General features: G+C 39.0%; 15 protein-coding genes. 11 read left to right on the top strand and 4 right to left on the bottom strand.

What is annotated here, in order from left to right; translation table 11 throughout:
* Positions 1–9: 9 nt before the first annotated feature.
* Positions 10–390 (top strand): Rid family detoxifying hydrolase, encoded by a 381-nt coding sequence (locus tag ABVM49_RS10045; RefSeq protein ID WP_021778721.1) that lies wholly within the window; start codon positions 10–12, stop codon positions 388–390.
* Between the two features lie 14 nt (positions 391–404).
* Here the strand turns inward: ABVM49_RS10045 and holA are convergent, their stop codons facing one another.
* The gene (gene holA, locus ABVM49_RS10040; RefSeq protein WP_299148279.1) at positions 405–1409 is read right to left on the bottom strand and encodes a DNA polymerase III subunit delta; all 1005 of its coding nucleotides are present in this window, start codon (positions 1407–1409) and stop codon (positions 405–407) included.
* Between the two features lie 36 nt (positions 1410–1445).
* On the opposite strand from holA, the gene ABVM49_RS10035 reads away from it, so the two are divergent.
* From ABVM49_RS10035 to ABVM49_RS10020, 4 genes are all read left to right on the top strand, one after another.
* Positions 1446–1889, top strand: a complete 444-nt coding sequence (locus tag ABVM49_RS10035; protein WP_405201729.1) for a type I restriction enzyme HsdR N-terminal domain-containing protein — start codon at positions 1446–1448, stop codon at positions 1887–1889.
* 63 nt (positions 1890–1952) lie between these two features.
* On the top strand, positions 1953–2942 hold the full coding sequence (locus tag ABVM49_RS10030; RefSeq protein ID WP_405201728.1) for a glycosyltransferase family 2 protein: 990 nt from the start codon (positions 1953–1955) through the stop codon (positions 2940–2942).
* 83 nt (positions 2943–3025) lie between these two features.
* Positions 3026–3889: an OmpA family protein gene (locus tag ABVM49_RS10025; RefSeq protein ID WP_021778717.1), complete on the top strand. Its 864-nt coding sequence runs from the start codon at positions 3026–3028 to the stop codon at positions 3887–3889.
* Positions 3890–4130: 241 nt separating this feature from the next.
* Positions 4131–4892, top strand: a complete 762-nt coding sequence (locus ABVM49_RS10020; protein ID WP_405201727.1) for a Two component regulator three Y domain protein — start codon at positions 4131–4133, stop codon at positions 4890–4892.
* Positions 4893–4977: 85 nt separating this feature from the next.
* On the opposite strand, the gene ABVM49_RS10015 is transcribed toward ABVM49_RS10020, so the two are convergent.
* Together ABVM49_RS10015 and ABVM49_RS10010 are read right to left on the bottom strand one after the other, a co-directional pair.
* Positions 4978–5595: an L-threonylcarbamoyladenylate synthase gene (locus tag ABVM49_RS10015; protein ID WP_021778715.1), complete on the bottom strand. Its 618-nt coding sequence runs from the start codon at positions 5593–5595 to the stop codon at positions 4978–4980.
* Between the two features lie 74 nt (positions 5596–5669).
* A complete protein-coding gene (locus ABVM49_RS10010; protein WP_021778714.1) occupies positions 5670–5885 on the bottom strand; it encodes a DUF2945 domain-containing protein in 216 nt (71 codons plus the stop codon).
* A gap of 106 nt (positions 5886–5991) precedes the next feature.
* Here ABVM49_RS10010 and ABVM49_RS10005 point away from each other — a divergent pair, with 106 nt between their 5' ends.
* Complete coding sequence (locus tag ABVM49_RS10005; protein ID WP_405201726.1) at positions 5992–6915, top strand: alpha/beta hydrolase fold domain-containing protein; 924 nt, start codon at positions 5992–5994, stop codon at positions 6913–6915.
* Positions 6916–6998: 83 nt separating this feature from the next.
* Here the strand turns inward: ABVM49_RS10005 and ABVM49_RS10000 are convergent, their stop codons facing one another.
* A complete protein-coding gene (locus tag ABVM49_RS10000) occupies positions 6999–9335 on the bottom strand; it encodes an ATP-dependent helicase (RefSeq protein ID WP_405201725.1) in 2337 nt (778 codons plus the stop codon).
* 203 nt (positions 9336–9538) lie between these two features.
* On the opposite strand from ABVM49_RS10000, the gene ABVM49_RS09995 reads away from it, so the two are divergent.
* The 5 genes from ABVM49_RS09995 to ABVM49_RS09975 all read left to right on the top strand — a co-directional run bounded on the left by ABVM49_RS09995 (position 9539) and on the right by ABVM49_RS09975 (position 14523).
* On the top strand, positions 9539–9922 hold the full coding sequence (locus tag ABVM49_RS09995; protein WP_405201724.1) for a VOC family protein: 384 nt from the start codon (positions 9539–9541) through the stop codon (positions 9920–9922).
* Positions 9923–10181: 259 nt separating this feature from the next.
* Entirely contained in the window at positions 10182–11606 is a 1425-nt protein-coding gene (locus ABVM49_RS09990) for a DUF4041 domain-containing protein (RefSeq protein WP_405201723.1), read from the top strand.
* A 264-nt stretch (positions 11607–11870) separates the two neighbouring features.
* The gene (locus tag ABVM49_RS09985; RefSeq protein WP_405201722.1) at positions 11871–12287 is read left to right on the top strand and encodes a hypothetical protein; all 417 of its coding nucleotides are present in this window, start codon (positions 11871–11873) and stop codon (positions 12285–12287) included.
* Between the two features lie 32 nt (positions 12288–12319).
* On the top strand, positions 12320–12793 hold the full coding sequence (locus tag ABVM49_RS09980; RefSeq protein ID WP_405201721.1) for a hypothetical protein: 474 nt from the start codon (positions 12320–12322) through the stop codon (positions 12791–12793).
* Positions 12794–13116: 323 nt separating this feature from the next.
* Positions 13117–14523: a vanadium-dependent haloperoxidase gene (locus ABVM49_RS09975; protein WP_405201720.1), complete on the top strand. Its 1407-nt coding sequence runs from the start codon at positions 13117–13119 to the stop codon at positions 14521–14523.
* Positions 14524–14531 lie beyond the last annotated feature (8 nt).

Genomic DNA, 14531 nt, shown 5'->3' with positions numbered 1-14531 from the left:
ACCATACTAATGAAAAAAATAATCACAACTTCAAACGCCCCAGCACCTATAGGACCGTACAATCAAGCAACTCTTGTAAACGGAATGTTATATACTAGCGGGCAAATTGCCATCATACCAGCAACTGGCGAACTTTTTAAAGGAAGTATAGAAGAGGAAACTGAGCTTGTAATGCAAAGTGTAAAAGCGATTCTTACCGAAGCAGGAATGACCTTTGAAAATGTGGTAAAGACTTCCATCTTCATAAGTGATATGGAAAACTTTGGGAAGATAAACAGTGTGTATGGTAAGTACTTTAACGAGGCAACAGCACCTGCTAGAGAAACCGTAGAAGTAGCAAACCTACCTAAATACGTAAATGTAGAAATAAGCGTAATCGCCGCCGAATAATAGGTTGCTAGCCCTTAGTTCATAATCTTTACGAGCAATTCTTTGAGTAAATCATTACTTGCAAAGGCACTTGCTCCTACTCCTTTACTTTTTACATCTACCTCTCTTATGAGGGCGATGCAGGCGCTCACCTTTTTCATAGGGTAGTTACGAGCGGCAGTGATGTACTCACCTACAAAAAAGGGAGAGACTCCTAGCGTTTTTGCCACAGTTGCTTTATCCTTTTGCGGTAAGCCGTGATATTTTAATATACTTGAGAAAAGGCTAAAAAGTTGGCCCACGGTAAGTACTAGCGGGTTATCTTTTGGGTTTTGTGTAAAGTACTGTGCGATGCGCTGTGCTTTTACAACGTCTTTTTCTGAGATGGCTTTACGAAGCTCAAAAATATTAAAGTCCTTACTTATCCCTATGTTCTCCTCTATGGCTTGTGGGGTGATCTCACTTCCCTTAGGTAAAATAAGCATCAATTTATTGAGCTCATTTACTACTTTACTTAAATCGTTACCTAGATAATCTACTAGCATTTGTGCCGCCTTAGGCTGTATGTGGTAGCCTTCATCTATAAGTACACGGCGCAGCCAGTCACCTACTTGATTTTCATAAAGCTTCTTACTCTCATAATGCACTCCGTGAGTTTTAAGTGCTTTTGAGAGTCCTTTGCGCTTGTCTAGTTTCTTATACTTATAAGCCACAACCAGTACTGTAGTAGGCTGTGGATTTTTTACATAATCTGCAAGCTTTTCTATTGTACGAGAGAGGTCTTGTGCTTCTTTTACAATCACCACCTGTCGCTCTGCCATCATAGGGTATCGCTTTGCATTGCTCACAATATCTTCTATAGAGACATCACGACCATAAAGTACTACTTGATTAAACCCTTTTTCGGCTTCATCAAGGAGGTTATGCTCTATGTAATCTGTGATTTGATCTATAAAATAGGGTTCCTCTCCACTTAAAAAATAGATAGGTTTTATGATCCCATTTTTAATATCGTCTACTATGTTTTTTGCGTGCTTCACCTTTGGCTTTTCCCGTAGAACTCGTACTATTGTGGTATGCAACAGCTCTCTTTTCCTGCATACTCCTTTAGGCTCAAAAATAGCGAAAACAAACCGTATATATTTGACCTCATACGCAAAAAATTCTTGGTGTTAACTCCAGAAGAATGGGTGCGACAGCACGTACTTCAATGGTTAACAAACGATAAGGGATATCCCATAAGTCTCATTAATGTAGAAAAAGAGATATGCGTAGGAAATACTCGTAAACGTTATGACATTGTCGTTTTTAAACCAGATGGATCTCTGTATATTATAGTAGAGTGCAAGGCGCCAAAAGTGCAAATCACACAAGCGACCTTTGACCAGATAGCCAGGTATAATCTAGAGTTGCAAGCAGACCTGCTTATGGTTACAAATGGTCTCTCACATTACTATTGTAAAGTAGATAGCGTTGCAGAGCGTTATGACTTTTTAAGAGAACTACCAGATTATAAATAACTTAATGGCTTTTATTATGCTTTCGCGAAAGCGTATTAACATAAAAAAGCTTTTATTTGCACCGTGAAAATTGCAATCGTCATCCTCAACTGGAATGGTAAATCGCTACTAGAACGATTTTTACCTTCTGTAATAGCCTATAGCCCAAACGCCGAAATCTATGTCGCAGATAATGCGAGTACAGATACTTCTGTTGCTTATGTTCAAGAGCAATTTAAAGAGGTAAAAATCATCCAAAACTCAGAAAACGGTGGTTATGCGAAGGGGTATAATGATGCCCTTAAACATATTATGAGTGATGTGTATGTCTTGCTTAACAGCGACGTAAAGGTTACCGAAGGCTGGTTAAAACCTATGATTGCATTATTTGATAATCCGCTAGTAGGTGCTGCACAACCTAAAATAAAAGATCTTAAGAAGCCTACACACTTTGAGTATGCTGGCGCGGCCGGCGGCTATCTAGATGCATTTGGTTATCCATTTTGTCGCGGGCGAATTTTTGATACCTGTGAAGAAGATACAGGGCAATATAATGACACAAGGGAGGTACAGTGGGCAAGCGGAGCTTGTCTTTTTGTACGAGCACCTTACTTCTGGCAAGCAGGGGCGCTAGACGAAACTTTTTTTGCACATCAAGAAGAGATAGATCTTTGCTGGCGTTTACGTAATATGGGGTATCAAGTGCTCGCAAGTTGTGCTAGTGAAGTATTGCATCTAGGTGGCGCTACACTTCCATCAGAAAATCCTAAGAAGACATTTTATAATTTTAGAAATACCTTGTTTAACGTGATGAAGAACGTAAAGGGAATAAGAGCTTTCTTTATCGTTTTCTCACGACTTATATTTGACGGTATTGCTGGTCTTAAATACCTATTTGCAGGAAAGCCCAAGCATTTACTTGCCATTATAAAAGCGCACTTTAGTTTTTACTACCACCTACCTTCCTTGCTCGTTAAACGTATGACGCTTAAACATCCTACACCTTACGCGCAGACCTTCTCAATAGTCTGGAAGTACTTTGTTCAAAAAAAGCAGTACTTTAAGGACCTGTAAGAAATCTATAAATAAGTGTTAACAATGATCCACAAGCAAGTGGGTTTCGTACATTTATCAAACATTTAAAAGTTATACAACATATGAAACGATTATTGATTGCTGGTATCACCAGCGCTTTACTCTTAACTTCTTGCGTTTCTAAAAAAGAATATGCTGCGCTAGAAGCAAGACAGCAAGAAACTCAAGACCTTTTAAACTCTGCTACGGTTAAGCTCAACGCTTGCCTTGAAGAAAAAGCTAGTGCAACTACTCGTGTAAAATCACTTGAAGAGCGTGTAGCCGAGATGAGAAAAGATAAGAACAATCTTATACAAAGTTCTAAAGATCTTACAGTTCTTACTAAACAAGGCGCTGTAAATCTTGAGAAATCACTAGAGAGCCTAAAAGAAAAGGATCTTAAGATTAATAGATTACAAGATGCACTTACTAAAAAGGACAGTGTAACCCTTGCTCTAGTAACTAGCCTTAAACGTGAGGTAGGTATAAATGATCAAGACATTGAGATTAATGTAGAGAAAGGAGTCGTATTTATATCGCTTTCTGACAAAGTACTCTTTAAGAGTGGTAGCTACCAGATTACCTCTAGAGCAGAAGAGATTTTAGGCAAAGTGGCTACAGTTATAAATAGTAAACCAGATTTTGAAGCGTTAGTAGAAGGTCACACAGATAACGTACCTTATAATAGAGGTGTCCTTATAGATAACTGGGACTTAAGTGCAAAAAGAGCAACAGCTATTGTGCGTAAGCTTGTTGAGCTAGGTGCAAACCCTGCACAACTTATTGCAGCTGGACGAAGCGAGTTTGTGCCACTTGTACCAAATGACACACCAGAAAATAAATCTACAAACAGAAGAACTAAGATTTATGTACTTCCTAAAATTGATCAATTTTATAATATGATCGAGGAGGAAATGAAAAATATGTCTGAAGAAGAAGGGAACTAATTCACCTTCATTTTAACAAGATTTCATCAAAGGCTACCGATTAACGGTAGCCTTTTTTCGTTTATATACACAGTTCTTACTCGATAAAAGACACTGTTAAATCCAAAATCATCGATTAAATACACAAATTATACGATTAAATGTTAAAATTTTGTGCTTTTCGTCGATAATCGAGAAAATGGTGTTGTTTACCGATTAAACATACTTACATTTGAGTAACCCAATCATAAACAAGAGAACTATGAAATCAATTACACTAACGATCCTTTGCTTCTTTTTTACAGCTTTTGCAATTGCAGAAATTACTCCTGCTCAAAAACAAGCGCTTGTAGATTTATACAACAGCACAAACGGTAATGAGTGGACAAACTCTTGGGATCTTAATGATTCTCCAGAAAACTGGAAAGGTGTAACTATCTTTAGAGATCAAGTTCTTGCAGTAAGTTTAAGAGACAATAACTTAACGGGTACATTACCTACTTCTTTAAGTAACTTAACTTCTCTTAAAGTACTTAATTTACACAACAACAAACTAGAAGGAACAATACCAGCAAGTCTTGCTACTATAAAAGGGTTAAAAACAATTAACTTATCTCTTAATAGACTAGAAGGAACAATACCAACAAATATTCTTGCAATGGGTTCGCTTGAGTATTTAGATCTTTTCTTTAACCGTCTTGAAGGTTCTTTACCAGCAGATCTTTCTGGATTAAAGAAACTGAAAAGATTAAGTATTTACAGCAATGATTTAGAAGGTGAGTTACCTAGTTCTATCACAAGCCTTACTAACTTAAAAGAATTACAAATTAACAGTAACAAGTTTACTGGTGAGTTACCAGAAGGAATCGCAATGTTACCATCATTAAAGAAATTAAGTGTTTTTGATAACGATTTTAGCGGTGAATTTCCAAACAGAATCAACACATTAAGCTTAGATGAGTTAGTTTATCACGATAACAACTTCTCTAAAATAGCAACAGACGCCCTAGCTGGCGGAGAATAATTTACTAGCTTACGAGCTAGTAAGCCCCCCAAATCTTTTTATTAGATTTAGTTAAGAGCCTCTTCTTTTGAAGAGGTTTTTCTATTTATAGCTCTGGGCTTCCTTTTCCTTCTCTTATAAGAATAGGCTCATCACCAGTAAGATCAATTACGGTAGAAGGTATATTACCACCATAACCTCCATCAACTATTACGTCTACCCTATTTTGCCATTTCTCAAAGATGAGCTCTGGATCTGTGGTATATTCTATTACCTCATCTTCATCATAAATAGAGGTAGATACAATAGGATTACCTAGTGCACGTACAATGGCTCTTGTAATCTCATTATCTGGTACACGTATCCCCACTTCCTTCTTTTTCTTAAAAGAGCTAGGCAAGTTATTATTACCAGGTAATATAAAGGTGTACGGTCCCGGCAGGGCACGTTTTAATATTTTAAAGGTCTTTGTATCTATCTGTCGTACATAATCTGAGAGATTACTTAAATCTTCACATACAAAAGAAAAGTTTGCCTTTGCAAGCTTTACGCCCTTTATCTGCGCCACCTTTTCTAGTGCTTTTGCGTTTGTGATATCACAGCCCAATGCATATACAGTATCACTTGGGTAAATAATAAGACCACCAGCTTTTAAGATCTTTACAATTTGCTTGAGATCTTTAGGGTTTGGGTTTTCTTCGTAGAGTTTTATAAACTGTGACATAGCATAACATTTAGATAGGTTAAAATTACAAAGAATAACAGCGCCATAAAGACGCTGTGTATAATTAAAAGATGTTATGCGTCTGCGCGCTCTACTTCACTTTCTAGCTTGAGTACATTTGTACCGTCTTCTTGCTCTATGTAGAGGGCTTTATTCCCTTCTTCGCCGTCGCGGGTGACCTCGTTTCCTTTTATGGTGCGGGTGACACTCTTTGTAAATGTAGACTGTACTTTACCCTCTGCTGTGCCGTTTCCCCAGCTCCATTTTACTTTTGTTCCTTCTTTAATCATCTTCTTTTTTATTTAAAGTTAGGGAGTTTGCCACAAACTCTTTAAAAAACTAACGCAACCTTAACATAAAAAGTACATCTACACGTTAATACTTAAAACTATCTTAATGAGACCACTACACACACTCCTACTTGCTGTATTACTATCGTTCTTAACGATAAACTGTTCTGATAGCGAGGAGCTAGCACCAGAGGTTATCACAGATGATGTTGTTGCCACAGATGACGGTCCTACAGAAGAGGCAGACCTAGAAGCCGTAGTACTCACAGATGTATCGTATGGTGATGACCCATTACAGGTGTATGACATCTACCTCCCTGCTGGTCGTAAGGCTACTAAGACTAAAACCATTATCCTCATACACGGTGGGGGCTGGGTAGAAGGAGATAAGGAAGATGTAACTGCTTTTATAGACCTTGTGCAATCGCAACATCCAGACCACGCAGTGGTAAATATGAATTATGTACTGGCAGACCCTCCTAGTGTGCCTGCGTTTCCTAACCAGTTTCTAGATGTGCAGGCGGTGGTAGATCAACTAGACGACACCCACGAGGAGCTAAGTTTTCTTAACGAGTATGGGTTTATAGGCCTTAGTGCTGGGGTACATCTCGCTATGATGTATGATTATACCTATGATACACAAGACCAAATAAAATTTGTAGCAAACATAGTGGGACCCGCAGATTTTACAGATCCTTTTTATGCAGATGAGCCTGGTTTTGAGCAATATCTAGATGCACTTACAGATGAGAGCGCATACCCGGCAAATACAAACCTTGCCGAAGCATTAAGTCCTGCCATCGTAGCAAATGTAGATAGCAGCCCTACCCTACAGTTTTATGGTAATGAAGACCCGCTGGTACCCCTCACAAACGGGCAGCGACTAGACACGGCATTGTCTAACAATAATGTACCTCACATCTTTACAGTATATGATGGTGGTCACGGTAACTGGGACGAGACAAGTTACCTAGACGTACGTACCAAGATAGGGCAATACATAGATATCTACCTTGCTATAGAAGAATAAACAACGGTGTTGCGAGTAAGATGTAATGAGGCTGTTTACGCTTTCGCGAAAGCGTAACAAAAACCCTTATCACTCCTCACCTACTACTCTACAATCTTAAGTTTTGCAAAGCGCAGAAGCAGTTTTTTAAGTCCGCCGTTTTCAAAATTGATTTCGGCTTTTTGATCTTGACCTTTACCTTCTATACCGGCTACAATCCCTTTTCCAAAACGTATGTGCTCTACGACAGTACCTGGTTCTAGGCTACCTGCCAGTGATGGAGTAGCGCTATCTCCTGCGGCTGGTCGTATCTTTCTGAGTTTGCGTAGTTGGTCTTGTGTAGGTGTTCCTACCTTAGGCGGTGTGCCACTTACCGGCTTCTTGAGACGCAGTTTACTCTTATCTACATCGCCAAAGATATCTGCATCTATAAGCGGTTTATAGCGGTAACTCTCCATAGGTGTCTGGTAGTCCAGATACTTGTCATCTATCTCCTCTATAAAGCGGCTAGGCTCTGCATCTACCAGTTTACCCCAGCGATAGCGAGACTCTGTGTAGGTAAGGTATGCTTGCTTCTCTGCTCTGGTGAGTGCTACATAAAAGAGACGTCGCTCCTCCTCTAGCTCACTACGTGTGCTCATACTCATACCAGAAGGAAAGAGATCTTCTTCCATCCCCACGATGTATACAAATGGGAACTCCAACCCCTTTGCAAGGTGTATAGTCATAAGTGCCACACGATCATCATCACCCGTATCATTATCTAGAGTGGTAGCCAGCGCTACATCTTCTAGAAACTCTGCCAGCGAGCCAGTGGCATCTGCCAGCTCTTTTTGCTCTTCTACAAAGTCGCGCATACCGTTAAGAAGCTCCTCTATATTTTCTATACGAGCAATTCCCTCTGGGGTACCGTCTTTTTTAAGTTCTTGTAATAGACCTGTCTTTCTTGCAACCGTCTCTGCTACAGTAAAAGCGTCACTCTCTTCATTAAGAATCTGGAAACTCTTAATCATCGTGACAAAGTTTTTAAGCTTGGTCTGTGTACCGCGATTTATATTCATCGAGGGACCTAGCTGTTCTATTTTATCCATCACCTCAAAGATGGAACGGCCATAATGCTTTGCCGCCACCGTAAGTTTGTCTAAGGTGGTACCGCCTATACCACGGGCAGGGTAGTTTACCACACGCTTAAGTGCCTCCTCATCTTTTGGGTTAACCAGTACACGCAGGTAGCCCAGTACATCCTTTATCTCCTTGCGCTGATAAAAGGAAAGTCCACCATAAATACGGTATGGGATGTCACGCTTGCGCAGGGCATCCTCCATTGCACGAGACTGTGCATTTGTTCTGTACAGTATCGCAAAGTCACCATTGTTAAGCTGGTGGTTCATTCTATTTTCAAAAATGGAACTTGCCACATAGCGTCCCTCCTCACCATCTGTAGGCGAGCGGTGCACGATAATCTGGCCTCCATCTTCGTTTGCCGTCCATACGGTTTTATCAAGACGGGTTTTATTTTTTTCTATCACGCTGTTTGCCGCCTCCACAATATTTTTTGACGAGCGATAGTTTTGCTCCAGGCGGTACATTGCCACATTCTCATAATCCTTCTGGAAGTTCAAAATGTTATTAATGTTTGCGCCTCTAAAGGCATATATACTCTGCGAGTCATCACCCACCACACAGATGTTTTGAAACTTATCTGAGAGTGCCTTTACAATAAGGTACTGGCTATGGTTTGTATCTTGATACTCATCTACCAGTATGTATTTAAAACGGTTTTGGTATTTATTAAGCACCTCTGGAAAGCGGTTGAGCAACTCATTTGTGCGTAGCAGTAAATCGTCAAAATCCATTGCGCCAGCTTTAAAACAGCGATCTACATACTCTGCATAGATCTCACCCATACGTGGGCGTTTTGCCATTGCATCTGCCTCTACCAGCTCTGGATTATTTGCATAGGCACGCACGGTGATCAAGCTATTTTTAAAAGAAGAGATACGGTTTTGTACCTGCTTGTACTTGTAGATATCCTTATCTAGCTGCATCTCCTTGATAATGGCACTTATAAGACGTTGTGAGTCTTGGGTATCATAAATAGTAAAGTTAGACGGGTAGCCTAGCTTATCTGCCTCGATACGCAATATTTTGGCAAATATGGAGTGGAAGGTTCCCATCCATAGGTTTTTTGCCTCATTGTTACCCACAATACTGGCAATACGTTTTTTCATCTCACGTGCCGCCTTATTTGTAAAGGTGAGCGACAAGATATTAAAGGCATCTACCCCTTGTGACATCAAGTATGCGATGCGCATTGTGAGCACACGTGTTTTACCAGAGCCCGCGCCCGCAATCACAATAAGGGCACCATCTTTATGTAGTGTAGGTGCACGCTGGGCATCATTTAAGCCCTCAATATATACTTCTAATTTTGAATCCATAGCAGGGATCTAAATTACGGACTCCACCCGTGAATTAAAACCCAAAAAGAGACTTTTATAGCCATTTTTTTAACAATGGATATGGGTACGCTTTCGCGAAAGCATACACCCCACAACCCCACCTACCCCGAGACAGATGGCCGCACCACCGGCTTGCTTGTGCCCAAAAAAATGATGATCTTTAAACCTCACAATCATCACCTATGCATACATTTACCTTTAACCATATAGCGCTCTCTGTGACAGATGTGGCGGCGGCTGTCGCTTTTTACCAAAACGTTTTTGGCTTTACCGAGATAGAAAACACCGCCTCTGTCTCTCCCACCCGCTGGCTCGCGATGGGTAATGGCAAACAACTACACCTCATACCGCGCCCAGATGCCGAAATAAAAACCAATAAAGCAGTACACTTTGCCCTAGCCACAGATGACCTAGGCGGTTTTATCACCCACCTCAAAACCCTCGCCATAGATTACTCAGACTGGCGCGGCACACCTACTAAAGATTATGTGCGCAATGACGGCATACAGCAGGTGTACTTTCAAGATCCAGATGGCTACTGGGTGGAGGTAAATGATGATGTGTAACCTCTCCGTTTTTTACTAATACTTATTTTAAAGAAATATTAAGACCCGCTTTACGGAAATCCGTAACAGTGAGAGAGTTGTATGGGGTATATTAGCTTTATAGAAAGTGAATGAGTGATTTTACTTTTTAAAATTGAAGACTTAACAATTAATAAAATAGGTCACCTTGCTCTTGGTTTTACTGGACTTAGGTGATGTAAAAAACAAACTTGCTTATAGACGCAAGTTGTAACCAATACCAGAAAAACCCGAACTGAAAATGACTCTAGGATTAATAATTTCAATTTTAGCTTTATGTATTGCTCTTTTTATTGTCATAAATCAATGTAAAAAAGCGAAAATTAAGCTTAACGCAGAAATTGAAAATAAAAAGGGAGAATTATCTACAAAGATTGAAGAAAACAACAAACTGAATTCTGATTTAGAAAGATTTAGCGGAATTGTATCAATCGAAAATGAAATTGAATCAAAGAACAAAGAATTTTCAAAAATTCAAGCGAGTGCAACTGAATTGAACGATAAGTTTATTAATGCTAAATCAATCTTCAAAGAATTGGAGAAAGACATCAAACTTTATCAAAACGATTTAGAATTTATTGAGCTCGGAATTTATGAACCGATTTTTGATTTAGAAACGTCAGAAGAATACAAAGAGAAAATAACGGATGTTGTAAACAAACAAAAACAACTTATAAAAGGAGGAAATGCTTGTGTTTGTAATACAGAATGGGTAGTTGGAAATAGTCGAAAACAAGGAGAAATAATGACTCGAAGATATATTAATTTAACTTTGAGAGCATTTAATGGAGAATGTGATTCCTTAATTTCCAAAGTCCGCTGGAATAATATAAAGCGTTTTGAAGAAAGAATAAAAAAAGCTTTTAACGCAATCAATAAACTTGGGAAATCGAATAATACATTTCTTACTGATAAATATTTAAAGTTAAAGATCGATGAACTTCAGTTAGTTTATGAGTTAGCTCACAAAAAATATCAAGAAAAAGAAGAAGCAAGAGAAATAAGAGCTCAACAGCGAGAAGAAGAAAGAGCACAACGTGAATTCGAAAAAGCTCGAAAAGATGCTGAAATGGAAGAAAAGCGTTATCAAAAGGCATTAGAAAAAGCAAAAAAGGATTTAGGACTAGTAAGTGGTGAAAAGTTGGACGAACTAAATTCTCAAATCGTACGATTGGAACAGAATCTAAAAGAGGCACACGAAGCTAAAGAAAGAGCTATTTCAAGAGCGCAAGAAACAAAATCTGGACACGTTTATATAATTTCTAATCTTGGCTCATTTGGAGAAAACGTGTATAAAATAGGAATGACAAGAAGGCTTGAGCCAATGGATAGAGTAAAAGAATTAGGAGATGCATCTGTTCCTTTTACTTTTGACTTACACGCAATGATATTTTCAGAAAATGCACCTGAACTTGAAAACCTTTTGCATAAGGAATTTGATGACAGACGCATAAATAAAGTAAATTACAGAAAAGAGTATTTTAAAGTTACATTAGATGAAATCGAACAAGTAATAAAAGAAAAGTATGAAAAAGAAGTCGATTTTATAAAAGTTTCAGAAGCGCAACAATTTAGAGAAACACAGTCAATAATAAAACAAATCCAACAAGCAAAAAATGAAAAAACTGAAAGTGAAATTGAAAAATATCCTGACAGTTTGTTCTGAAAAAAGTACTGGCTACAACAACTTATATAACTCATAGATAAATAGTTGCTTAATTGAAATTAAAGCATATTTGGAAAGTCGTCAAATATTTAAATTTGACGACTTTCCAATAAAAAGATAAATAGTAAAATTTAAAAATCTGACTTGTGCTTAACCGAAAACGATTTAATATCTTGATAAATTAATATAGAAGACTAAAAGATGAAGAAAATAGTATTCATAATTATATCCATACTAATTTATAACAGCGGCTTCTCTCAAAATTTGACCGAAGATGATTTAATAGGAGAATGGGAATTCATAGAATTACAGGATGAGAATGGAGATAAGCAAACCAAAATTCCGCTTATCCGTTTTGGAAGAGATATGGGTATTGAAAATGTAAATAGAGATAGTTACATTTTTAAAGAAGACGGAACTTATAAAAGTTTTAACCCATTAAATGTCTCTGTGGGTACTTGGTATTTCGATAAAAAAACAAAAGAAATTAACCTAGAACTTCAGATTGCACCAGACCATAAGTTTCTACCTTCACTTAAAAAAGCAAAACTAGTAAAAAAAAGAAAGGACGGTTTTTACTACCAGAAACCAGTTATACGTAAAATACTTATGTACTCAGATGACGCAATGACAATTGCTGATAGAGAAAAATATGTCTTGATTTATAAACGAAAAGAGTAATATAAATTAGTAGGTAAACTTCTACCCCATAAATGCACAACAAACCATCTACAGTACCACTTGCCATCTACGGTGTCACAGCGCTTCTGGCACTTGTGACGCTCTTAGACTTTGCGCTACCAGGTACGGTGTATACAGAAGAGGTCACTCGTGTTCAAAAAAAGAAACAGCGGTACTATAACGCGGGTGGCAACTCACACAACTCTTATGAAGTTGTAACGCCAAAACACCAATTTTCGGTAGCAGAGGATATTGCAAAGTCTGCAGAAGGTACATCTGTGAGCTATACCGTCTCTTTACTATGTAAAGAAGTAAACAGCTATAGCATACTCCCCTCGGAAGATCGCACCATTTACTCGTTTAGGCTTGTCTCTGGGTTTGTGCTTCCGCTGCTGTTGTTGCTAGTCATTGGTATCAAATTTCGCTTTAAGAAGGACCTCAGCATCTTGCTTTTTGTGCTTCAGCTGCTTGTGGTGGGTAATTTTATATGGCTACTCTTCTGGTAAATGAGTTTTAAGGGTGTGAATCCTGCTTTCGCGAAAGCGTAATATCCCCTATTATACAGCTTGTAAGCAGTGCTTAGCCTCGCCGCCCAAATACGATTTATTAAAAAAACACTATCTTACATATTAATATACAGAATTTTAGCGTTTGTATATGAAGTAACATCCCTATGTACTACAATTTTTATCCAAACATCTAAGTTGTAGTTAGTAATACCGAGATCTATACCAAGGGTCAATCAAACAAATATGTCCATTTAAAATGTGCGCACTGCTACGGCAAATGCGATGGGCTATTAGTTTGTAATCTTTAAAAACCCTTATATATGAAAACTTCACAAATCAAAGTGATAGCGATCTTGCTATTTCTCTTTCTGTATGCCTGTGCAGATGATGATGACAACACCACAACAACCACCACTACCCCAGCCGATGATGATCCCATAGCCCTTACAGATCAAACCGCACAACTCATTACAGAGTGGAGCGACCTCTGGGTGAGCATAGACCAGTTTACTAATAATATGCGCCCTAACACCATCACACGCTCCCTGGCCTACATACACCTTACAGGCTACGAGACCGCCGTACCGTTTATGGATGGGTATACCTCAAATAATGAGAGACTAGACGAACTAGATGTAGATGTAAACGAGCTAGAAGATAATGTAGATCTAGATCTAGCACTTAACCGAGCGTATGCGATTGCGTTTGACCACTTTATGTTTAGCATCGCGCCAAATGCCAGAGAAGATGTCTTTAGATTTAGAAATAACAAAGAAGAAGAGCTGGAGCAAGGCCTTAGTGAAGATGTGATAGACAACTCTAGAAGATGGGGAAGACACGTGGCAAGACGTGTTATTGCATACAGCGAGACAGATGAGGCTGGTGAAGAGCAAGTGCGAGATCAAACTCCGGCAGACTATGTAGCTCCCGTAGGTGATGGCCTCTGGGCAGCTAGTGATGATGAGGATGCGTGGTTTCCTTACTGGAGAGAGGTGCGCGCCTTTGTGATAGAACCAGAAGAAACGAGTAGTACAGACTTTAGCTCCTTACTTACTTATAGTGAAAACGCAGCAAGTGATTATTATACGAGTATGACTAACGTGTATGACGTTGCTACCGCCGCTGCAAATGGGGATGATGAAAACCTATGGATTGCCGAGTTTTGGGCAGATGATGTAGAGGGTATTATGATAAGCCCACCTGGAAGACAATTTTCTATCGCAAACCAACTTATAGAGCAATATGACCTTGATTTTGATCAAACTCTGGAGTTATTATTGCGTCTTAGTTTTGCTATAAATGACGCAGCCGTGTCTGCTTGGGATGATAAGTACACCTATAACACGCAGCGACCTAGCACCTACATTAATGAGTTTATAGATGAAGACTTTACGACTAATCTTGCGAGATTTGTGGTGGCACCTAATCCGGCTTTTCCTAGTTATCCTTCTGGCCACGCAACATTTGCAGGAGCAGCTGGAGGGGTTTTTATAGACTTTTTTGGCACAGATGCTATAGACTTTACAGACAACACCTACCTAGGTTTTGATTACATTACAGACTTTATAGGCACCCCACGTAGTTATACCTCGTTCACCGAGATGGCTTCAGAAAATGCTTTTTCTAGAGTACCGCTGGGAGTACATATACAAGAGGACTCTACAGAGGGATTACGCCTAGGCTATGAAATTGCAGATGCTGTAAATGCACTAGATCTTTCTAATTAAAAAACAGC

This window comes from Dokdonia sp. LLG6352-1 (assembly GCF_045055815.1).
Classification (GTDB): domain Bacteria; phylum Bacteroidota; class Bacteroidia; order Flavobacteriales; family Flavobacteriaceae; genus Dokdonia; species Dokdonia donghaensis.
This window is presented reverse-complemented; position numbering and strand designations above follow the sequence as displayed.